This is a genomic window from Mesorhizobium sp. B263B2A (assembly GCF_020165775.1).
GTDB classification, from domain to species: Bacteria; Pseudomonadota; Alphaproteobacteria; order Rhizobiales; family Rhizobiaceae; genus Mesorhizobium; species Mesorhizobium opportunistum.
This window is the reverse complement of sequence record NZ_JAIUIU010000011.1, coordinates 106,869-127,651: the sequence shown is the minus strand read 5'-3', so window position 1 is coordinate 127,651 and position 20,783 is coordinate 106,869. Positions and strand designations below refer to the sequence as shown.

Below are 20,783 nucleotides of genomic sequence, written 5' to 3'. Positions count from 1 at the left end.
GGAGATTGGCAGCGTCGGCGCCGGCTCATTTTTTTCAATATTGGAGATTGGCGAAGATCGTGACAGCGGCCAATCTCCCCCCTTGAAGGGGAGATGTCCGGTCCACCCTCCGCAGCTGCAGCGCAGCTGCTGCGGAGGACGGGCAGGATAGAGGGGGGCGCCTCGCACCAACATATCAATCACGTCACACACCCTACCGCTCCTGCTTCAGTGCGCTCTCATGCCAGCGCCGCAGAATGAGGTGCGAAATCAGCGACAGCACGAGGAAGATCAGGATGCCGGTCAGCGAGATCAGGAACAGCGCCGCGAACAGCCGCGGCGCGTTGAGCCGGTAGCCGGCCTCGATGATGCGCGAGGCAAGCCCCGACGACTGGCCGGTGGTGCCGGCGACGAACTCGGCCACCACGGCGCCGATCAGCGACAGGCCGCCGGCGATCTTCAGCCCGCCGAGGAAATACGGCATCGCCGCCGGCAGCCTGAGATAGCGCAATTGCTGCCAGCGCGTCGCGCCGTTGAGCTTGAACAGGTCGCGCAGATTGCGGTCGACGGAGTTGAGGCCGAGCGTGGTGTTGGACAGGATCGGGAAGAAGGCGACGATCCAGGCGCACAGCAGAAGCTTGGTCGTCTGGTTGTCGACATAGATGTTGATCAGCGGAAAGATCGCCACGATCGGCGTCACCTGCAGCACGATGGCGAACGGAAAGAAAGACATCTCGACCCATTTCGACTGCGCGAACAGCACCGACAGGCCGACACCGCCGATAACGGCCAAGGCCAGGCTGAGGAAGGTGATGCGCAAGGTGACCAGCAGCGACGAGAACAGCAGGCCGGCATCGTTGTAGAGCGTCCACAGCACCACGCCGGGACGTGGCAGGATATATTGCGGGATACCGTTCCAGACGCAGATGCGGTCCCAGAGCCAGATCGCCAGGATCATGATCGCCAGCGGCAGCACCCAGCGGCCGATCCGCTCGAACCGCTCCTGGCGCACGCGCCGCGCTTCCTCGGGGTCAAGTTTGAGCTCGTCAATGGCCGTCATGATGCGCGCCTGCTGTTGAATTGATGGCATTGACCAGCACATCGGATGCTTGTCGGCACAAAGCGGCATAGTCGGGAGAGGTCCGAAATACCTCGTCGCGCGGATAGGCGGCCTCGATGGCGAGTTCGTCGAACACCCTGCCCGGCCGTGCCGCCATGACGACGACGCGATTGGAAAGGAACACGCTCTCAAAGACGCTGTGGGTGACGAAGACGACGGTGAAGCGTTCGTCCTGCCACAGCTCCAGGAGGTCGTTGTTGAGCTTGAAACGGGTGATCTCGTCGAGTGCGGCGAATGGCTCGTCCATCAAAAGCACGCGCGGCTTGGTCACCATGGCCCGCGCGATCGAAACGCGCATCTTCATGCCGCCAGAGAGTTCGCGCGGCACCGCGTCCTCGAAGCCGGTCAGGTGCACCCGCGCCAGCATCTCCGATATCGCCGGCGCCGCCTTGGCACGGGAAATGCCTTTCAGCCTAAGCGGCAGCCAAACATTGTCGAAGACGCTGGCCCAGGGTAGCAATGTCGGCTCCTGGAAGACGAAGCCGATGTTGGCGCGGTCGAGCGAGCCGCCGCCGCGCCAATCGAGCACGCCGGAAGTCGGCGTCGACAGGCCGGCGATCAGCCGCAGAGCCGTCGACTTGCCGCAGCCGGACGGTCCGAGCAGGCTGAGAAAATCGCCTTCCCGGATCGTCAGGTCGACATCGCTCAGCGCAGTCACGCCGTTGGAAAAGACCTTGCCGACGCCACGCAGCGCCAGCAAGGTCGGAGCGACGTCCAAGGCCGGCGCTTGCGCCACCTTTTCCTTTATCATTGCCGGGACCGGCCTATTTCTTCAGCTCGAGCCCGACGCCCTTGTTGACGAAGGCCAGCGTATAGGCCTTCGTGATGTCGATGCCGCCGGGCGTGACCTTGGCCTTGACCATCTTGTCGTAAAAACTCTTGATCCGCGCGTCGGTCATGGCGCCGATGCCGAGCTTCTCGGTGTCGCCGGAATCGGCGAGGCCGAACTTCTTCATCTGTTCGATCGAGAAGGCGATCTGCTCGTCGCTCATGTCAGGATTGTCTTTCTTGATCATGTCGTTGGCGGCCTTGTTGTCGCCGTAGAGATATTTGTACCAGCCCTTGGCCGAGCCATCGACGAAGCACTGGACCACCTCCGGTTTCTTGTCGATCGTGTCCTGCATCACCTCGATCGTCGTCGAATACGTATCCCAGCCATAGTCGGCCAGCAGGAACTGGTTTGGCACGAAGCCGCCTTCCTTCTTGACCGCGAACGGTTCCGACGTGACGTAGCCCTGTTGGATCGACTTCTTGTTGGCGAGGAACGGAGCGGTGTTGTAGGTATAAGGCGCGCGCTTGGCGGCGTCGAAGCCCAGCGCCGTGACCATCCACTGGAAGAAGGTCTGCACGCCTTCGTCGCCCAGGATGTACTGGTCGGCGTTCTTCAGATCCTCCCATTTGTCGAGCCCCTCGCCGGGGTGGGACATGATGACCTGCGGATCCTTCTGGAAGTCGGCGGCCACCACGCGCATCGGAATGCCCTGCTGGACTGCATCGAAGGCCGACAGCAGGTTGCCGCCCATGTAGAAATCGATCTTGCCGGCCAGCAGCATCGGCCGGCCGCTGACCTGCGGGCCGCCCTGCATGATGGTGACGTCGAGGCCGCAGGCGGCATAGGTGCCGTCCGCCACGGCCTGGTAGTAGCCGCCATGTTCCGGCTCGGCCAACCAGTTGGTGCCGAAGGTGACTTTTTCATTCGCCGCCGCCCCAAGCGTGCCGGCGGCAAGCAAGGCCACCACCGCCACCGAGATCTTCTGTTTTGCGTACATCGACACCACCCTTTGTTTGCTCCGGCGCGACACGCGCCAGGCTCGACACCGAAGATTCAAGAAGCAAGACACATGCCACCAGCGCCTCGCGCCGAGACCCGCCCGCCTGCACCACAGCCATCTGCGAAAGCCGGAAAGGTCGTGCTGCACTGGAGGCATCGTGCCTATTTTTTGAACGCCTGTCCACAATCGCACCGGCAACATGCACCGCCATCTTGATGCTGCAATGCATCCCGCCTTACGCTGGCGGTATCCAGGAGATTGCCATGTTCAAATTCCTCACCCCGAAGTCGATCAAGCCTCCCTTTGCCCGCTACAGCCACGGCGTCGAGGTGCCCTCGGGCAAGCGGTTGGTGCTGTGCTCGGGCCAGGTTGCGATCACCGCGGATGACCAGATACCCGAAGACGCCGGCGCCCAGGCCGAGCTCTGCTTCCGCAACATCGCGGCGATCCTCGGCGAGGCGGGGCTTGGACTTGGGGATATCGTGCGCATCAACGCCTATGTGACCGACCGCGCGCATCTGCGGCCCTATATGGACGTCCGCGACCGGCTGTTTTCCAGCCCGGCGCCGGCCTCGACGCTGATGATCGTCAGCGGATTTGCGCGGCCCGAATTCAAGGTCGAGATCGAAGCCATCGCGGCCGGGTGATCGACAGGCCGCCCGTCCCGCGCTAGGTCTGGCCGGTTCATCGAAGAGGCATGACATGACCGTTGCAAAAAGACGCGTGTGGTGGGGCGATTACCGGACCACCGAATACGCTTCGATCGATCCCGAGGCGACCATCGCCGTGCTGCCGGTGGCGGCGATCGAGCAGCATGGACCGCATCTGCCTGTGTCGACCGACACCTCGATCATGAACGGCATGCTGGACACCGTCATTTCGCGCCTGCCCGACGATCTCGACATCCGCATACTGCCGGTCCAGGCGGTGGGCAAGTCGAACGAGCATCTGCACGCGCCGGGTACTCTTACCCTGCCGGCAACGACGCTGGTCGAGGCCTGGACCGAGCTTGGCCTGTCGATCGCGCGCGCCGGTGTGCGCAAGCTCATCGTCGTCAACTCGCATGGCGGCAATGAAGAGATCATGGGCATCATCACGCGCGAATTTCGGGTGCGCGAGGAGATGCTGGCGGTGAAGACCAGTTGGCAGCGCTTCGGCCGCCCTGCCGGCATGTACACCGAGCTCGAGGATCGCCACGGCATTCATGGCGGCGATGTCGAGACCTCGCTGATGCTGCATTTCCGGCCGGATCTCGTCTACATGGGCAAGGCCGACAATTTCGTCTCCAACGTCGCCAAGGCCGAGCAGGAGTTTTCGCTGCTGCGCCACACCGGCACCCACGCCTTCGCCTGGATCGCCAGTGATCTCAACCCGAACGGCGTGGTCGGCGACGCCAGCATCGCAACGGCGGAGAAAGGCCGGCTGACGGCTGAATATCAGGCCGATGGCTTCATCAGCCTGCTCAGGGACGTGCGCAAGGCGAAGTTGGCCGAGTGGCTGAAATAGCCGCCTAAACGTCGATCTTCAGCGCGAATGGCGTGCCCTCGAACGCATCCGCACCGCGCCCGATCGATTCGATCGCCTCGATCATGCGGCCATTGCGGTTAAGCAGCGCATCGGCCACCGCGATCAGCCGCGGGTTGGGCGTCGCCGATGGCGACAGGGCACGCAGCGTCTGCGCCAGTTCGGCCTCGTCGCGTTTCGGCGCCAGTGCGGCGGCGATGATGTAGGCCGACGCCGTCGAGCGGCTGATGCCGGCATAGCAATGCACGAGCATCGGCTTGGCCCGATCCCAGCGGCGCGCGAAATCGAGCAGGTTGCGCACATGCTCCTCGCCCGGCATGGTCATGCCGTCCTGCGCCACCGCGATGTCGTGCATGACGAGATGCAGATGGTTTTCCCGCGATATCGAGGACGGCCGAACAACCTCGGTTCCCGCTGCCAACAAGGACAGCATGCGGTCGGCGCCGGTTCTAGCCACAGTTTCCTCGATCTTCGCCAGTGAACAGACGTGGATCATCGCGCGATCTCCCTGGCGCCATCGTCGCGCCGTGACGCCCAGCCGGCAAGAGCCGATTCGAGCCGCCGCCACTCTTCCTCGCTCCCCGGCAGGCCGGCGCGCAGGACATGCGGCCGGTCGGAGAAATGCCGAAGCAGGATGCCGCTCTCGCCAAGTGCCGAAAACAGGCCGGCGGCATCCGCCAGACTGAGATAGCGAAACAGCGTGGTGCCGCCGGCGACAGCAACGCCGAAGCGGCCGAACAGGGCGTCCAGCCGCGCCGATGCCTCTATAAGGGAAGCCCGCATATCCTCCTGCCAGCCGATATCGGCAAGCGCGCGAATGCCGTACTCCAGCGCCGGGCCGGCGACAGCCCATGGCCCGAATTGCGTCTCCAGCAATTCCACCGTCAGCGCATCGGAAAGCGCAAACCCGAGCCGTAGGCCGGCCAGGCCAAAGAACTTGCCGAACGAGCGCAAGACGACGATGCCGCCCTGTCCGACATCGCCGGCAAGACTATGTTCGCGCGGACCGACATCCATGAATGCCTCGTCGACGACCAGCAGCCCGCCCTTGGCGCGCAATTGCACTGCCAACGCCAGCAACCGATCGCGCTCGATGATGCGCCCGTCCGGGTTGTTCGGATTGACGATGATGGCAAGGTCAGCTTCGGCCAGCATGGCAAAATCGCTGACTTCGCTCACCCGATGCCCGGCGATCGCTGCTGCGCGGGCATGTTCGGCGTAGGTCGGCCCCAGCACCAAAGCCTTGCCGGGCCTGGCCAGCGCCGCCACCCGCGGCAGCAGGATCTGCGTGCCCGGTGCCGCCATGACATGGGCTGGCGACGGCGCGCCGTAAGTGCTGGCCGCGATCGCTGCCAGTTCGCGCCCGCGCGCGGCCTCCGGCAATCGCGACAGCGAGGTGGCGGGCAGATCGAAAAGCGGGTAGGAGTGCGGATTGATACCGGTCGAGAGGTCGACGAAAGGCAGTACGGCGTTGGGGAAAAGCACCCTCGCCCGGCCAAGACTTCCACCATGGTCCACCGCTCCATCAAGAAGCTTCATGTCAGTCCTGATCGCTTTCCTGTCATTGGCCATCGAATTTTTTCTGGGTTATCCAGACTGGCTGTTTCGCGCCATCGGTCATCCGGTGACGTGGTTCGGCAGGCTGATATCCTTTCTCGACCTAAGGCTCAACCGCGCTACTGATCCCGACGCGCTGCGTCGCCAACGCGGTGTCCAGGCGCTGCTGGTCATCGTGCTGGTGCCGGCGGTGATCGGTCTCTGCGTTCAGATCCTGCTCTGGTTCGTTCCCCTAGGGCTGTTCGTCACCGCGCTCCTGGCGACATCGCTCCTGTCGCAGAAGAGCCTTTACGAACATGTCGAAGCCGTCGCCGATGCGCTGGACTCAGGCGGTCTCGCCATGGGTCGCGTCGCCGTCTCGCGCATCGTCGGCCGCGATCCGGAAACGCTGGACAGGGCCGGTGTCTGCCGTGCGGCGATCGAGAGCCTGGCCGAGAATTTTTCCGATGGCATCGTCGCCCCCGCCTTCTGGACCGGTGTCGGCGGACTCGCCGGCGGCGCCGCCTACAAGGCCGCCAATACCGCCGATTCGATGATTGGCCACCGCACCCCGCGCCACGAAGCCTTCGGCTGGGCGGCGGCGCGCTTCGACGACTGGATCAACTTGCCGGCGTCGCGGCTGACCGCTCTGCTGATCGTGCTGGCGGCTTTCCTGGTCAAGGAAGCCGATCCGAACAATGCCTGGCAAGCAGTGCGGCGCGATGCGAAAAAGCACCGCTCGCCCAATGCCGGCTGGCCGGAAGCGGCTATGGCCGGCGCGCTTGGTCTGGCACTCGCGGGACCGCGCAGCTATGGCGGCGTGCTGGTCGACGATGTCTTCATGGGAGAAGGCGGCCGCCGCGAAGCCGACAGCCTCGACATCAGGCGGGCGCTGAAACTCTACCGCGTCGCCGATTATCTGCTGATCGGGCTGTTCGGGTCGGTCGCGGCGATCGCAATTGTGGCGTGATCTCACCCTCCCCCTTGTGGGGAGGGTAAGGAACATCAGAACTCGATCCCCTGCTGCGCCTTCACACCTGCCGAAAAATGGTGCTTGGTCACGCCCATCTCGGTGACGAGGTCGGCTTCTTCGACAAGCGCCGGCTTGGCGTTACGGCCGGTGACGACGACATGCAGGCCCTCGCGACGAGCTTTCAGCGCGGCAACCACCTTGCCGAGATCGAGATAGTCGTAGCGCAGCGCGATATTGAGTTCGTCGAGCACGACGAGGCTGATCGACGGATCGGCGATCAACTCCAGCGCCTTGGCCCAGGCAGCTTCGGCCGCGGCGATGTCGCGCTTCAGATCCTGTGTCTCCCAGGTGAACCCTTCACCCATCGCATGCCAGACGACACGATCGCCGAAAGCGGCGAAAGCGTCTTTCTCGCCGGTGTGCCATTTGCCCTTGATGAACTGGACGACGCCGACCCGCTTGCCATAGCCAAGCATCCGCAGCGCCAGGCCGAAAGCGGCCGTGGTCTTGCCCTTGCCAGGTCCGGTGTTGACGATCAGCAGGCCCTTCTCGACCGTCTTGCTTGCCACCTCGGCGTCCTGCACCGCCTTGCGCTTGGCCATCTTGGCGCGGTGGCGCTCTTCATTCTTGTCGTCGATGTCGGTCATCTCACTTCACCTTGAGCGGCAGCCCGGCCACCATCAAAAGCACCGTATCGGAAATCGCCGCGACCTGCTGGTTGAGCCGGCCGGCGGCATCGCGGAACCGACGTGCCAGGGCATTGTCCGGCACGATGCCTTGCCCGACTTCGTTGGACACCACGAACCAGGACCCGCGCGGTCGCAACAGCACGTCAGTCAGCCGCCGGCATTCCTGCTCGATATCGTGTTCGGCCAGCATGTGATTGGTCAGCCACAGAGTGAGGCAGTCGACAAGCACCGGCTGATTGTCCGGCAGGGCCTCGAGCGCGCCGGCGAGGTCCAGCGGCGCATCGATGGTCGACCAGCCCTCGCCGCGCCGCGTCCGGTGCAGCGCGATGCGCTCACGCATCTCGTCGTCATAGGCTTCAGCCGTGGCGATATAGGTCCATGGCGAGGGCAATGCCGTCGCCAGGATTTCGGCGTGGGGGGGGGGGGGGGGGGGGGGGGGGGGGGGGGCGCGCTCTTGCCGGAGCGCCCGCCGCCAATGATGAAAGTCAGCTTGCCTTGATCAGGCAAAGCTGTCGCGCAGGCTGGTCGCGGTGCCGGTGAAGCGGCCGCGCACCACGCCGACGACCGCGCCGAGCACCAGCCAGAACACCAGATTGGTTACGGTCACCGCCACCACGAACTGATGATGCAGGCCTTCCGGGATCGGCGTCTCGAAACTGTCGGGCTGCGGCGCGCCGACAATATGCGGGGCGACGATCAAAGCCACGCCGAGGATCGCGAGCGGCAGCGATTTGCGGAAGGCGATCAGCCCAAGACCGATCGCCGTGGCCGCCACCGTCGAGACCCACCAAATCTGGCGCGGCAGCAACTCGGCCGCCGGCATCGCCGGCAGTTCCGGCGGCAGGCCGAGGCCAGGCGCCAGCGTGAACACGGCAAAACCTGCCAGGCCCCAGAACACGCCCTGGCGCCAATTGCCGATGCCGCCGGCGAATTCCGAGACCGCGACCAGGACCAGCGCGAAGCCGATGCCGGTGACGATGTTGGCAAGCACGCTGAAGCCGAAACGCTCGAAACCATCGGCCGGCGTCCAGCCTTCGTCCTCCGCCGCCGGAGCAGCGGTTTCTGCCGGCGCCGGTGCGGCGGTGCTCATGGCATTGGCATCCGCGGCAGTGGGTGCGGCATGGTCATGATGGTGGCCGCCACCGGCCTGCTCGTAGACTTCGGCCTTGAGGATAAGCGGCACGGTGGCATAGGCCTGCATGCAGGCGAGAACGACGCCGGCCACGAGCCCTGCGATCGCCGCGATGAACACGACGTTGCGAAACAGGTTCATGATGTCAAATCCTCGTCAGTGGCAGGGAAACGCCATCGAATGACGATAGTCGTGGGCGGCATTGTGGACCGCATCGATATGCGAGAAGCCGACAAAGCCGACAACGAAGATGCCGAGCAGCGCGGCGAGCGCGAGCTGCATGAAGCGCGACTGCGAGGAGACCGAGGTGCCGAGGGAGACGGAAGCGGTATTCATGTCTTGTCCTTTCACCCTCCACCCGAGGGCATCGAAGTCAGTTTCCTGTCGCCGGCAGGTCTCCTGGCTCGCGGATAAGCGCCCTTCTCCACCTTCCCGAAGAAAAATCTTCAGTGGCATATGGAGAGGACTACCGCACACAGTTGCGGGGGCAGCCACGGCATTGGGCAACGATTGAGCCCGCACCGCATTCCCTCTTGGCTCCAAAACGGAACCGACGACAGCGGGACTATACGGAAAATCATGACACGCGGCAAACCAAATTCCGCCGGCAACCAGCGCGATTGCGCCATGCCGGCGACATCGGCGGTTCTCGGCACCACAATTGACAATTATGCTGGCCGGGTATCGGCTGGCCATTTCACAGGAAGCCAGCCATGCAGCCTCCAGCCCTGCAGCCACCAGTCCTGCAGCCCAATGCCAGCGAGCGCGATCGCTACAACGGCCTGACCCGGGCTGAAGCGACGTTGCCGTCATCGGCCTATTGGGACGGCGAGAGCTATCGGCGCGACCTCGATGCGATCTGGTATCGAAGCTGGCTGCTCGTCGGCCGCGAGGCCGATCTTGCCCAACCGCTGGCGTTCCGCACTTTCCGCGTCGGCACGCAGGAAATCGTCGTGCTGCGCGACGAGACCGGCGAACTGCGCGCCTTCCACAACACCTGCCGGCATCGCGGCTCGCAGCTTTGCCAGGAAAGCGAAGGCCGGCTGAAGGCGCGGCTCATCACCTGCCCCTATCACGCCTGGTCGTATTCGCTGCGCGGCGACCTCGTGCGCGTGCCGTCGAAATCGCTGCCCGAAGGCTTCGACAAGGCCGACCATCCGCTCTATCGCGTCGCACTGTCGGTATGGCGCGGCTTCGTGTTCGTCAATTTGCAGGAGGACGCGAATTTGCAGGAGGACGCCGCCGGCTCGGCGCAGGCCTCCTTCGATCCCGCCTCCGGCGATCTCGGCAATTGGCCGCTGGAAACGCTGGTATCAGGCCATGTGCTGCGCAAGGTGATGAACTGCAACTGGAAGATTTTTTGGGAAAACTTCAACGAATGCCTGCACTGCCCCGGCGTTCACAAGGACCTGTCGCGGCTGGTGCCGATCTATGGCCGCGGTCTGATGAGCCGGCATGACGACCCCGAATGGGTGCGCCACGCCGACAATGACGCGCCGGAATTTTCGGGTGGCCTGCGCGCCGGCGCCGAAACCTGGTCGCGCGACGGCAAGACCCATGCACCGGTCTTCGCGGGCTTGACGCCAGCCGAGCGCACCGCCGGCCAGACCTACGCCACCAGCATGCCCTCGATGTTCATCGTCGGTCATGTCGACTATGTCAGGACCGTGCGGCTGGTGCCGCTCGGCCCCGAACAGACCGGGCTGGTCGCGGAATGGCTGTTCGCGCCCGAAGCGCTCGATGCCCCGTCGGCCGACATCGACAACATCGTCGCCTTCGGCACGCAGGTGCTGGAGGAGGACGCGGCGATCTGCGAGGTCAACCAGAAGGGCCTGCGCTCCATGCGCCACAAAGCCGGCGTGCTGATGCCCGAGGAATATGATCTGCACCGCTTCCACAACTGGGTGCGCGAGCGCCACTCGGCGCTTTCGCCGTGACCGTCACAGTGACTTCGGCAGATACCGCCAGGTCACGAAGCCGCAAACCGCGGCCAGCAGGCTCAGCGTGACGAACACCGAGCCGAGCCCGAAGAAGATCAGCACCACGGAATAGACCAGCGGCGGCGTCAGCTCGGAAAAATCGAGATAGGTGCGGTAGACGGCTGCCATCTGCGCGCGCTCGTAGGAGCGTACCGAGCGCATGAAGGCCGTCGAGCCCAGCGCATCGAGCGCGATGGTGAAGAACGCGCCGCCAAGCAGGAAAGCGCCGGTCACCAGCGGAGCGGTCGCTCCCACCGTGCCCGCGGCCAGCAGCATCGCCGACATGGCGAAATAGGCAAACGTCATGGTGCGCCGGCCGCCAAAGCGTTTTCCAGCCTTGCCCCAGAAGATGGCCATGAACAACAGCGCGTTGCCGGCCGAGACGAGCAGGCCGCCGGCGATATCGCCCTGCCCGGTGATGACCATGAACAGTGGGCCGTACACGAAGAAGGTCGTCCAGAAGCAGGAGCGTCCGAAAGCGATCAGCCAGGCCAGCCTCAGCCTCGGCTGCGCGACGAAGCGGCCGATATTGGCGAGTGGGTTGACCGGTCGTGTCTTGCCCGGCTGGATCGACTGGTTGTCACCAAGCCGATAGAACCAGAACAGCGCCAGCAAGGCCACTGCGAACACCGCCACCGCACCATGCGCGGCCCAGATGCCGAAATGCGCGTAGAGGAAGATGCCGAGCGTCGGCCCGCCGGTCCAGGCAAACATCGACCACGCCATGCGAAGCGATTCGGCCTGCATGAAGTCGGTCTTGCGGATGTGGTCCATGATGTAGAGGTTGAGCGTGATCGACAGCGCGCTGGCGCCCATCACCCGGCACAGCATCCCCGCTACTTGTCCGGCAAGCGTGTGGGTGACGAAGAACAGCGAGCCGATGGCGAGCAGGCAAGCCCCTGCGGTATAGACCCAACGCCGCGCAAAGCGGCGGATCAGCATCGGCATGAACAAGGTCACCGACAGGCCGAGCAGCGCCACGATGGTGTAGAGGATCGAGACCATCTGCTCGTTGTGGAGGATTTCGTAGGCCTGGATCGGGATGACGCTCGACACCGTGGCGCGCGCGAAGGATTCGACCGCATAGAGCGAGGCGAAGGTGCGCGCGTCCGCGGCCTTGAGGGCCGGGAGCCAGATCGGATGGCGCACATGGGTCGACATTGCTTCCCCAAAGCAGAATCACCGGTGAAATCTGCCTTGGTCGTTTCCGGGCCATTAAGAGGAAACCGACGCGCAGGTGGCGAAAAGCGGGTTGGTCAAAGCCTTTCCGGCGCTGGCCCAAAGCGGCATCCGACGAGGCCTGCGCCCACGCGGCGCCGTGCCGAGGAACCCGGTCTTCTTCTGTCCCGGCCAACCGTGATAGTCCTCAAGGCGGGGCTGAATCAGATCGCGAGACCATGACCATTGAAACGCCGACCGCACCCATCCAGGATCAGCCCAAGCGCATCGTCGCCATAGACATCCTGCGCGGCATCGCGCTGCTCGCCATGGCGAGCTACCACTTCACCTGGGATCTGGAGTTCTTCGGCTACACCGACCCCGGCCTCACCGCCTTCGGCTGGTGGAAGATCTACGCCCGCTGCATCGCTTCGACCTTCCTGTTCCTGGTCGGCGTCAGCCTGTATCTCGCCCATGGCCGGCAAATCCGCTGGAACGGTTTCTGGAAGCGGTTCGCCATGGTTGCCGGCGCCGCGGTGGCCATCTCGGTCGTCACCCGCATCGCCACGCCGGACGGCTTCATCTTTTTCGGCATCCTGCACGAGATCGCGCTCGCCAGCTTGCTCGGCCTCGCCTTCCTGCGCCTGCCGGCGTTGCTGACCCTGCTTGTGGCGGCACTGGTTATCGCGGCGCCCGTCTATCAGCGCTTCGAGGCCCTGGATCATCCCTGGCTGTGGTGGATAGGCCTGTCGGCGATCAATCCTCGTTCCAACGACTATGTGCCGCTGTTTCCATGGTTCGGCGCGGTGCTTGTCGGCATCGGTGTCGCGAAACTTGCCTCCGCTTCCGGCATACGGGCGCGCCTGGCAAGCCTGGCGGCCGGCCGCTGGGCCAATCCGCTGGTCTTCATCGGCCGACACAGCCTCGCCTTCTACCTGATCCACCAGCCGCTGCTGATCGGTTGCGTCTGGCTGTTCTCGCAGGTGATGCCAGCCAAGGTCGAAACCCCTCAGGTGAATTTCCTGAAAACCTGCCAGATCTCGTGCGAACAGTCGCGCGACGCCAAGTTCTGTTCGAGCTATTGTAGCTGCATGCTCGACACGCTGGAGGGTGAATCCTCGCTTGATCGGCTCTACAACAACGATCAGACTGCGCAATGGCAGGCACATCTGGGCGATCTGGCCGGCACCTGCACGGCCCAGACCGACGACAAGATGACCGAGGGGGGACAGCAATGACCGACAGCCAACCGAAGCCAGGGGGGATACCGTGGCCGCCGGTGATCTACACCGCCGCCATCGCCATCAGCATCATCCTCGGCATGCTCTATCCCCTGCCCTGGATCGGCGACCTCCTGGGCGACATCCTGTTCGCCGCCGGCTGGGTGGCGCTGTTCGGCGTCGCGGCACTCTGGTTCACCGCGATCCGCACGATGGTCCGGGCCAAGACGACGCTCAATCCCAATGCGGTGCCCGACCATCTCGTCACGTCAGGCCCCTTCGGCATCACCCGCAACCCGATGTATCTGGCCAACACGCTGCTGTTGATCGGCGTCGCCTTCGTCACAGGCATCGTCTGGTTTCTGCCGATGGCGTTCATCGCGGCTTTCGCCACGCAGAAGGTCGCCATCGAGGGCGAGGAAAAGGTGCTGGCCGCGAAGTTCGGCAAGAAATACCGGGATTACGCAAAGAGAGTGCGACGCTGGATTTGAGCCGGGGCCTGTATTCCGCGGCGCACAGATTTTGACAGCTCTTGGCCGATGGGGCGGCATACCTCGGCGATTGGCCGAACGCCTATCCCGTCGTCATCCACGGGCGGAGCAAGGAGCGCAGCGACGCAGCGCAGACCCGAGGATGACGAAGTTCGAAACGCTCCGGCCAATCACGAACGTTTGTCGCTCAAACGCGCGATAGAATCTGGCCCCTCAGGTATTGACCCCAAGTTCCACCAGCCGCTCCACACAGGACTCCTCGGCCTGGTCGAGTTCGGCCAGCGTCTCCTCGAGATCGCGGCGCTTTTGCCGGAGATCCTCGCGCTTTTCCTCGATCCGCTTGATCATCAGCTTGAGTTGCCCGACCTCGCCGGGCGGCTCCTTGTACATCTGGATGATTTCGCGGATCTCGTTGATCGAGAAGCCGAGCCGTTTTCCCCGCATGATCTGCCGGATGAGGTGGCGGTCGGAGGGACGAAACAGCCGCGTGCGGCCACGCCGCACGGGCTGCACCAGCCCTTCGTCTTCATAGAAACGCAGTGTCCGCGTCGACACGTCGAATTCGCGGGTCAGTTCGGTGATCGAATAATATTCCCGCATTGTCACTCCGTGCCGGAACCCCAGGCGATCGCCGTGCGTCACCTTTCGTCGGAACCAAACCCTTGCCGCGCCGGAATCGACACGGCACCCCGCGCGAGCGTCGCATGGCATTTACGTAAAAGTCAATTGAGGCCGCCCGGAGCAGTAACGATCCCTCGCCACGCGCAAGCCTCCTTGCTGCACCGTGAAGAGTTCGAAAAACCGGGCATCCGGGCCAGGCACTACAATGCCCGGAACTGCTCCCGGGATCGTTTATTCTTCGTTAGTCACAATTCTAAGTGAGACAAAAACATAACCGGTAAAAAACGATTCCATGGCACCGTGATCTGTGAGACGTGACTGCAGGGGGCCTTTTACCTTGACTGCCAATTCTTTCTCTCCGTCCCGCTCCAGCGGCGATGGTTCGGTAACGTCAGTCGGACAGGTTCTGTCCGTGCGCGGATCCGAAGCGCGCATTGGCCTGCCGGTTCCCGCGACGAAGGTCGACAAGCGGACAACCGTCGGCAAGTTTCTCACGATCGATGCCGGATCGAACACGATTGTCGGCATGATTACGGAAGTTTCGGGAGGTTCGGCCGAACAGACGCATCCGTCGAACCATAAGTCCGTCGCGCGAATTGATCTGGTGGGCGAAATCTGCCGCAACGCCGATGGCATATCGCAATTCAAGCGCGGCGTCCGAGAATACCCGGCTATCGGGGATGCTGCCAGGATTGTATCCAATGAGGAGCTGCGACTGATCTATGCGCCGTCGGATTCGCGCGCGATTTGCATTGGCCAGCTCAACCAGGACCCGACTATCCCCGCCTATGTCGATGTCGACAGCCTCCTGACCAAACATTTCGCGGTTCTCGGATCGACCGGTGTTGGTAAGTCGAGTGGTGTTGCCGTAATTCTCGGCGAGCTCATGAAAGCACGGCCGAATATGCGGGTACTGCTGCTCGACGGTCACAACGAATATAGCAAGTGTTTTGGCGACAAGGCCAACGTGGTCAGTGCCCGGACTCTGAGACTGCCGTTCTGGTTGTTCAATTTTGAAGAGATCACCGACGTTGTCTTTGGCGGCCGGCCGGTTGTTCCCGAACAGGCCGAGATACTCGCCGAACTCATCCCGATGGCAAAGGGCGCATACTCCAACTCCAGAGCGGCCGCGACCCGGTCGACCTTGAAGAGGAAGGATTCGAGGATCTCGGGTTTCACCGTCGATACGCCGGTTCCCTATCTCCTGCAGGATCTCTTGTCGCTCATCGACGAGCGGATGGGAAAGCTGGAGAACCGCTCCTCGCGCATGACCTACAACCGCCTGATGCTGCGCATCGAGAGTATCAGGAATGATCCTCGCTACGCCTTCATGTTCGAGAGAGCGAATGTCGGCGGCGATACGATGGCGGCTTTGCTCAGCGACTTGTTCGGTTTGGAATCACACGACCGTCCGATCACCATCCTTCAGCTTGCGAGTCTTCCGGTGGAGGTCGTGGACGCGGTGGTATGCGTGGTATCCCGGCTGGCTTTCGATTTCGGCTTGTGGAGCGATGGCACGATGCCGTTGCTTTTGGTCTGCGAGGAGGCCCATCGTTACGCCTCGGCCGACCATTCTCTGGGCTTTGGTCCGGCACGGCGGGCCTTGTCACGCATTGCCAAGGAAGGGCGCAAATATGGTGTGTGTCTCGGACTCGTGACGCAACGCCCCGCCGAGCTCGATCCGACCATCATCTCCCAGTGCAGCACCTTGTTTGCGATGCGCATGGCGAACGACCAGGACCAAACCTTGCTGCGCTCGGCTGTTTCGGACGCCGCGGCCGATCTGCTTGCTTTCGTTCCGTCTCTGGGAACTGGCGAGGTCGTCAGCTTTGGAGAAGCCGTACCGCTGCCGACCCGTCTGACTTTCAAGGAATTGCCGGAGAGGCTGGTACCGCGCAGCGATTCGGCCAACCCCCTGCGGGACGAAAAATCGAATATGAGCCGTTTCGATTTCGTCAGGTCGGTTGTCGATCGCTGGCGTGAAGCGACGACGAACCGGTCGGCCTGGATGGATGATGCTCCAGCAGCTCTCGAAACGCCCCAACTGCAGTCGGAGTATCCGAACGAACCCCCTCCCGAAGCGCACGCCGCGGGGGAAGCGCACGAGACGCCAGCCTCTGCCGGCTCCCGCCGGATCGAAGAGGCACGCTATCGACTCCTGCGACGCTAGTGCATGGCATCCAAGGCCAAACGGCGGTTTTTGGAAAAACACGTGCATGAAAACGAAGGCTTGGAGTACATCGACCAATCCCTTGGACGCAACGCACCTTGGAACTACGGACAAGCTATGTCTTCGCCGCGATATTCAAATCGAATTGAAGTGGACTGATTGATGACCGTCGCCGAAAAACAGCCACTGCTCGCCGACCTTCTTCAAGCTGCACCTTTCGGATTGACTGTCCTGTCGCAGGCTGGCGACATTGTCTACGCAAACCGGGCGGGAACGATCGCGGCGGGTAATATCACGCCGGCAAAGGATCTGATCGTAGATGGCCGGGTTATCCGCACGTTGCGTTTCGACGTTGCCGATCAGGAAGCGCCCCTGACCGTAGCCTTGTCGCTTGACGTTACCGACCAGTGCGAACTTGAGAATGACCTGTTCCAGCAGGCCTTTTTCGACGAGCTGACCGGTCTGCCGAACCGCGCCCTCATGGAGCGCAGTTTTACCGACTTGATCGGCGCGGACAGTGCTCCGTTTGCCTTGGCTTTCATCGATCTCGACGGCTTCAAGCACATCAACGACTATTATGGCCATACGGTTGGAGACTTGCTTCTCGGTAAGATTGCAACGCGTCTCTCGGGATACCTACGCCCGACCGATATGCTCGTGCGCATCGGCGGCGACGAGTTTGTGCTGCTGATATCTCCAGTCGGGGCGATGGAAGAACTGGCGAGCGACATCGAGCGGGTATCGCAGAGCCTCAAGGAACCGTTCTATGCGGATGGCTTCGAAATCTTTTCATCGGCGTCGATCGGCGTCAGCCTTTATCCGAAGGACGGAACGACCTTTGACCTTCTGCGCACGAATGCCGATAGCGCGATGTACCGGAGCAAGGGCAGCGCCAAGGGCAGCGTGAAATTCTTCGATCGGAGCATGGAGCACGCCATTGCCGAGAGAACGCGGCTCGAACAGCGTCTGCGCTTCGCCATTCGCGACAAGCGCCTGTGCTGCGCCTATCAGCCGAAAGTCGATTTCCGTTCTGGAACGACCGTCGGTGTCGAGGCTCTGTTGAGATGGCGCGACGAGGACGGAGTTATCCAGGCGCCGGGAGATTTCATCGAGCTTGCGCTTGAACTGGGGCTCATGAACGAGGTGACGCATCTGATCCTGACCGAGACCATCGACTCGGTCGATCGGATCAATGACGCATTCGGGCATGAGGCGTCGATCAGCATCAACGTAGCGGCAAAACAGGCAGGCGATCCGCGGTTCATGCGCTCGCTTATCGATTCCATCGATGCAACCGGATATCCCGATCGCTTCATGCTGGAACTGACGGAGGAAGCCTTTCTCGCAAAGAGCAGCTTCCAGGATCGTATCCTGCCGATGATTCGCGAGATAGGCGCCCGGGTTTCGATCGACGATTTCGGCGTCGGCTATTCCTCGCTGTCGGCGCTAGCCGACATCACGGCCGACGAAATCAAGGTGGATCGCTCCTTTATTACGGACGTTCATAGGCGCCCGCGAAGCCAATCCATTCTCAAAGCGATTGAATCGCTTGGCCAGTTGCTCGGCATGTCTGTCATAGTGGAGGGGGTCGAGACCTTTGAGGAACTCACCTATCTGCTGGCCGCAACCCGGATAAGCTGCGCGCAAGGCTATTATTTCGGCAAACCGCTGCTGCTGGAGGATTTGAAGCCGGCGTATGGCCTAGGAAACGATTCCAGAGCGATACTTCCTACGCGCGGCACGCCAGTCACGCGAATTGCCAGCGCACGGGCAAGCCATTCGCGATAGGAGGAGATCGGCCGACAGGTCTGCAAGCTGACAGTGCCGGCTGCCTTCTGTTTCGTGGCGACGCGCTTTTAGCGGACGCCGAACCACCAAGTGGCAAGGCCGAGGAAGGCAAAAAAACCAACGACATCGGTAACCGTGGTGACGAAGACCGCCGACGCCACCGCAGGATCGATCTTGAACCGGTCGAGCAGCAGCGGGATCAGGATGCCGGCGAGTGCGGCGACGAACATGTTGATGATCATCGCCGCAGCGATGATGCCGCCCAGATTGGCATCGTGGAACCAGGCGGCCGCGACGATGCCGATCAGGATGGCGAAAACGATGCCGTTGATGAAGCCCACCCCCATTTCGCGGCGGATGATGCGGCCGGCATTGTAGATGTCCAGATCCCTGGTCGCCAGCGCACGCACGGTGACGGTCATGGTCTGCGAACCGGCATTGCCGCCCATGCCGGCCACGATCGGCATCAACACGGCGAGCGCCACGATCCGCTCGATCGTGTGATCGAACAGGCCGATCACCGAAGCCGCCAGGAATGCGGTCAGGAGGTTGACCAGCAGCCAGGGAACGCGCGAGCGCGAGGTCGAAAGGATGCTGTCGGAAAGCTCTTCGTCGCCGACGCCGCCCATGCGCAGCAGATCTTCCTCGGCTTCCTGCTGAATGACGTCGACGACATCGTCGATGGTCAGCACGCCGACCAGTCGCTCGTTCTCGTCGACGACGGCGGCGGACAGAAGGTCATACTGTTCGAATTCCCGCGCCGCCTCTTCCTGGTCCATGGTGGCCGGGATGGCATGGCGGGTCTCGTGCATCACCTCCTCGACCTTGACCGTGCGCTTGGTGCGCAGGATCTGGTCGAGGTCGATGGCGCCGAGCAGCTTGAAGCTCGGATCGATGACGAAGATCTGGCTGAAGCGGTCGGGAAGGTTCTTGTCCTCGCGCATGTAGTCGATGGTCTGACCGATGGTCCAGAACGGCGGCACCGCGACGAACTCGGTCTGCATGCGCCGCCCGGCGGTCTCCTCCGGATAGTCGAGCGAGCGGCGCAGCCTGATCCGCTCGGTGAACGGCAGCTGCGACAGGATCTCGTCCTGGTCTTCCTTCTCGAGGTCTTCGAGAATGTAGACCGCGTCGTCGGAATCGAGTTCCTGCACCGCCTGCGCGATCTGCGCATTGGGCAGCTGATCGACGATCTCCATGCGGATCGCCTCGTCGACCTCGGTCAGCGCGGAAAAGTCGAAATCGGCGCCCAGGAGCTCGACCAGGGTCCGCCGCTGCTCGGGATGCAGCGCCTCGATCAGGTCGCCGAGTTCCGACTGATGCAGGTGGTCGACTTCATGCTTGAGCGTCGGCGTATCGCGGTCGGCGATCGCGGTCCCGATCTGGGCAAGGAAGGACGAAAGCACTGCGCCATCCTCGCCATAGATGTCGGCGTGGATGTCGTCAGCCGCCTTGGCGGAGGTCGTCTGCTTGTCCTCCATCAGCGCCTCCCGCCGTCCCGAAAAATTCTGTCTTAGGTCTAGAGCATAGAACCTTAAAGCGAAAACCGGTTTCGCGGAAATCCGTTGCATCTCGCTTGAAGACGCGATTCGATTTGAGAACTTATCGCCCTAAGGCACGGAATATCAAACGAAACGCTTGTTCCACGCCACCCGGCGAGCACATCGCCTATGCCCGACCTGGCAATGCCTATCCCATCAAAACCAGCGAATCCCGGCTTCAGACGGCGCGACAGCCGATGTCGCTGGGGAAAGAGCACCCCGGCGCGATTGCGGCAGAATTGTCATGATACGGGTCCGGCCTCAAGCCTGGCCTCCGAGTTGCGGCACGATCAGCCCAGGACAAAAACCGCCCTTGAACAGCAAGCCCGGGAAAACGAGCAAGGCAGTTGGCGACCGGCGCGTTCGCGTTGTCGTCGCCGAACGCAATCCGCTCGTCATATCGGCCCTGCGCGAAATGCTGGAATGTGACGGGCGTTTCGAACTCCTGGCATCGGTGCAGAGCGGCAAGCATTTCCTGGAACTGGCGACGGCACGCGAATTCGACGTCGCCGTCATCGGCTGGAAGCTCGCTGACATGGACGGCGCCGATGTCCTGGCCGAAATCCAGGCCAGCAAGCTCCCCGTGCGCATCGCCGTGTTTTCAAACGACCATGACATCGGCATCCTGAAGCAGTGCGTGCGGCTCGGAGCCCAGGGCTACTGCTTCCAGTTCGACGATCCGCATATCATCTTCGAGACGATCCTGGCGGTCGCGCACGGACGCATCTGCATCCCTTACATCGACATCAACAAGGTCAACGACACACCCTTGGCGCAGCTCACGGTTCGTGAGCGCGAGCTGCTCGCGGTGCTTTCCGACGGCTGGACCAATCTGCAGATCGCGACGCGGACCGGCATTTCCGAGAACACGGTGAAGTACCACCTCAAGAATCTCTACGACAAGCTCGACGTCCGCAACCGGGCGATGGCCGTCGCGCTCTATTCACGCGAGAGGCGCACCCAGAAGCAGCCTTTCGGGTAAGGTAAGCGGGTAGGCCAACCGGGTAGGCCCACCCCACCCGCGCGCGGCGAGATGTTACCCGCCAAGGTGTTGTTGGCATTGGCCGTCGAAACGAAACTCCCCATCACC

At 62.7% G+C, this 20,783-nt stretch carries 19 protein-coding genes, 2 pseudogenes and 1 riboswitch; of the genes and pseudogenes, 9 read left to right on the top strand and 12 right to left on the bottom strand.

What is annotated here, in order from left to right; genetic code table 11:
• Positions 1–193: 193 nt before the first annotated feature.
• Genes LB568_RS18740 through LB568_RS18730 form a run of 3 tightly spaced genes read right to left on the bottom strand, consistent with a single transcriptional unit; the run spans position 194 to position 2,868 of the window.
• Entirely contained in the window at positions 194–1,039 is an 846-nt protein-coding gene (locus LB568_RS18740) for an ABC transporter permease (RefSeq protein ID WP_013894936.1), read from the bottom strand.
• The gene (locus LB568_RS18735) at positions 1,026–1,850 is read right to left on the bottom strand and encodes an ABC transporter ATP-binding protein (RefSeq protein WP_224730948.1); all 825 of its coding nucleotides are present in this window, start codon (positions 1,848–1,850) and stop codon (positions 1,026–1,028) included. Before LB568_RS18735 ends, LB568_RS18740 begins: the two co-directional genes overlap by 14 nt.
• Before the next feature lie 13 nt (positions 1,851–1,863).
• The gene (locus LB568_RS18730) at positions 1,864–2,868 is read right to left on the bottom strand and encodes an ABC transporter substrate-binding protein (protein WP_224730947.1); all 1,005 of its coding nucleotides are present in this window, start codon (positions 2,866–2,868) and stop codon (positions 1,864–1,866) included.
• A gap of 266 nt (positions 2,869–3,134) precedes the next feature.
• Between LB568_RS18730 and LB568_RS18725 the strand changes: the two genes are divergently transcribed.
• A complete protein-coding gene (locus LB568_RS18725) occupies positions 3,135–3,518 on the top strand; it encodes a RidA family protein (RefSeq protein ID WP_013894933.1) in 384 nt (127 codons plus the stop codon).
• 55 nt (positions 3,519–3,573) lie between these two features.
• Entirely contained in the window at positions 3,574–4,377 is an 804-nt protein-coding gene (locus LB568_RS18720) for a creatininase family protein (RefSeq protein ID WP_224730946.1), read from the top strand.
• Positions 4,378–4,381: 4 nt separating this feature from the next.
• Here LB568_RS18720 and LB568_RS18715 read toward each other — a convergent pair whose 3' ends face one another.
• Together LB568_RS18715 and cobD are read right to left on the bottom strand one after the other, a co-directional pair.
• Positions 4,382–4,891, bottom strand: a complete 510-nt coding sequence (locus LB568_RS18715; RefSeq protein ID WP_140576116.1) for a tyrosine phosphatase family protein — start codon at positions 4,889–4,891, stop codon at positions 4,382–4,384.
• A complete protein-coding gene (gene cobD, locus LB568_RS18710; RefSeq protein WP_224730945.1) occupies positions 4,888–5,934 on the bottom strand; it encodes a threonine-phosphate decarboxylase CobD in 1,047 nt (348 codons plus the stop codon). Before cobD ends, LB568_RS18715 begins: the two co-directional genes overlap by 4 nt.
• On the opposite strand from cobD, the gene cbiB reads away from it, so the two are divergent.
• Positions 5,933–6,901, top strand: coding sequence for an adenosylcobinamide-phosphate synthase CbiB (cbiB, locus tag LB568_RS18705; RefSeq protein ID WP_224730944.1), 969 nt, complete (start codon positions 5,933–5,935; stop codon positions 6,899–6,901). The genes cobD and cbiB overlap by 2 nt on opposite strands.
• Before the next feature lie 35 nt (positions 6,902–6,936).
• Here the strand turns inward: cbiB and cobO are convergent, their stop codons facing one another.
• The 4 genes and pseudogenes from cobO to LB568_RS18685 all read right to left on the bottom strand — a co-directional run bounded on the left by cobO (position 6,937) and on the right by LB568_RS18685 (position 9,061).
• On the bottom strand, positions 6,937–7,551 hold the full coding sequence (cobO, locus tag LB568_RS18700; RefSeq protein WP_224730943.1) for a cob(I)yrinic acid a,c-diamide adenosyltransferase: 615 nt from the start codon (positions 7,549–7,551) through the stop codon (positions 6,937–6,939).
• A 1-nt stretch (position 7,552) separates the two neighbouring features.
• A pseudogene (gene cobU / locus LB568_RS18695) lies at positions 7,553–8,100 on the bottom strand (bifunctional adenosylcobinamide kinase/adenosylcobinamide-phosphate guanylyltransferase).
• Entirely contained in the window at positions 8,093–8,866 is a 774-nt protein-coding gene (locus LB568_RS18690) for a CbtA family protein (RefSeq protein WP_224730942.1), read from the bottom strand. The pseudogene cobU and the gene LB568_RS18690 overlap by 8 nt, the downstream one beginning before the upstream one ends.
• Positions 8,867–8,881: 15 nt before the next feature.
• Positions 8,882–9,061, bottom strand: coding sequence for a CbtB domain-containing protein (locus tag LB568_RS18685; RefSeq protein ID WP_013894925.1), 180 nt, complete (start codon positions 9,059–9,061; stop codon positions 8,882–8,884).
• 35 nt (positions 9,062–9,096) lie between these two features.
• Positions 9,097–9,295, bottom strand: a riboswitch (cobalamin riboswitch).
• 143 nt (positions 9,296–9,438) lie between these two features.
• Here LB568_RS18685 and LB568_RS18680 point away from each other — a divergent pair.
• The gene (locus LB568_RS18680; protein ID WP_224730941.1) at positions 9,439–10,662 is read left to right on the top strand and encodes an aromatic ring-hydroxylating oxygenase subunit alpha; all 1,224 of its coding nucleotides are present in this window, start codon (positions 9,439–9,441) and stop codon (positions 10,660–10,662) included.
• A gap of 3 nt (positions 10,663–10,665) precedes the next feature.
• On the opposite strand, the gene LB568_RS18675 is transcribed toward LB568_RS18680, so the two are convergent.
• Entirely contained in the window at positions 10,666–11,865 is a 1,200-nt protein-coding gene (locus LB568_RS18675; protein WP_013894924.1) for an MFS transporter, read from the bottom strand.
• A gap of 236 nt (positions 11,866–12,101) precedes the next feature.
• Between LB568_RS18675 and LB568_RS18670 the strand changes: the two genes are divergently transcribed.
• A complete protein-coding gene (locus LB568_RS18670; RefSeq protein ID WP_224730940.1) occupies positions 12,102–13,100 on the top strand; it encodes a heparan-alpha-glucosaminide N-acetyltransferase in 999 nt (332 codons plus the stop codon).
• On the top strand, positions 13,097–13,573 hold the full coding sequence (locus LB568_RS18665; RefSeq protein WP_224730939.1) for a methyltransferase family protein: 477 nt from the start codon (positions 13,097–13,099) through the stop codon (positions 13,571–13,573). Before LB568_RS18670 ends, LB568_RS18665 begins: the two co-directional genes overlap by 4 nt.
• A gap of 213 nt (positions 13,574–13,786) precedes the next feature.
• On the opposite strand, the gene LB568_RS18660 is transcribed toward LB568_RS18665, so the two are convergent.
• Positions 13,787–14,173 (bottom strand): MerR family transcriptional regulator, encoded by a 387-nt coding sequence (locus tag LB568_RS18660; RefSeq protein WP_006203215.1) that lies wholly within the window; start codon positions 14,171–14,173, stop codon positions 13,787–13,789.
• A gap of 433 nt (positions 14,174–14,606) precedes the next feature.
• Here LB568_RS18660 and LB568_RS18655 point away from each other — a divergent pair, with 433 nt between their 5' ends.
• Both LB568_RS18655 and LB568_RS18650 read left to right on the top strand, forming a co-directional pair.
• The gene (locus LB568_RS18655; RefSeq protein WP_224730938.1) at positions 14,607–16,364 is read left to right on the top strand and encodes an ATP-binding protein; all 1,758 of its coding nucleotides are present in this window, start codon (positions 14,607–14,609) and stop codon (positions 16,362–16,364) included.
• A gap of 162 nt (positions 16,365–16,526) precedes the next feature.
• Positions 16,527–18,020, top strand: a pseudogene (locus LB568_RS18650) (putative bifunctional diguanylate cyclase/phosphodiesterase); the annotation flags it as partial.
• A 200-nt stretch (positions 18,021–18,220) separates the two neighbouring features.
• Here the strand turns inward: LB568_RS18650 and mgtE are convergent.
• Positions 18,221–19,633: a magnesium transporter gene (mgtE, locus tag LB568_RS18645; RefSeq protein WP_013894920.1), complete on the bottom strand. Its 1,413-nt coding sequence runs from the start codon at positions 19,631–19,633 to the stop codon at positions 18,221–18,223.
• A 373-nt stretch (positions 19,634–20,006) separates the two neighbouring features.
• Between mgtE and LB568_RS18640 the strand changes: the two genes are divergently transcribed.
• Positions 20,007–20,675 carry a LuxR C-terminal-related transcriptional regulator gene (locus LB568_RS18640; RefSeq protein WP_023779197.1) on the top strand — a complete coding sequence of 223 codons (669 nt, stop codon included), beginning with the start codon at positions 20,007–20,009 and terminating at the stop codon, positions 20,673–20,675.
• Positions 20,676–20,783 lie beyond the last annotated feature (108 nt).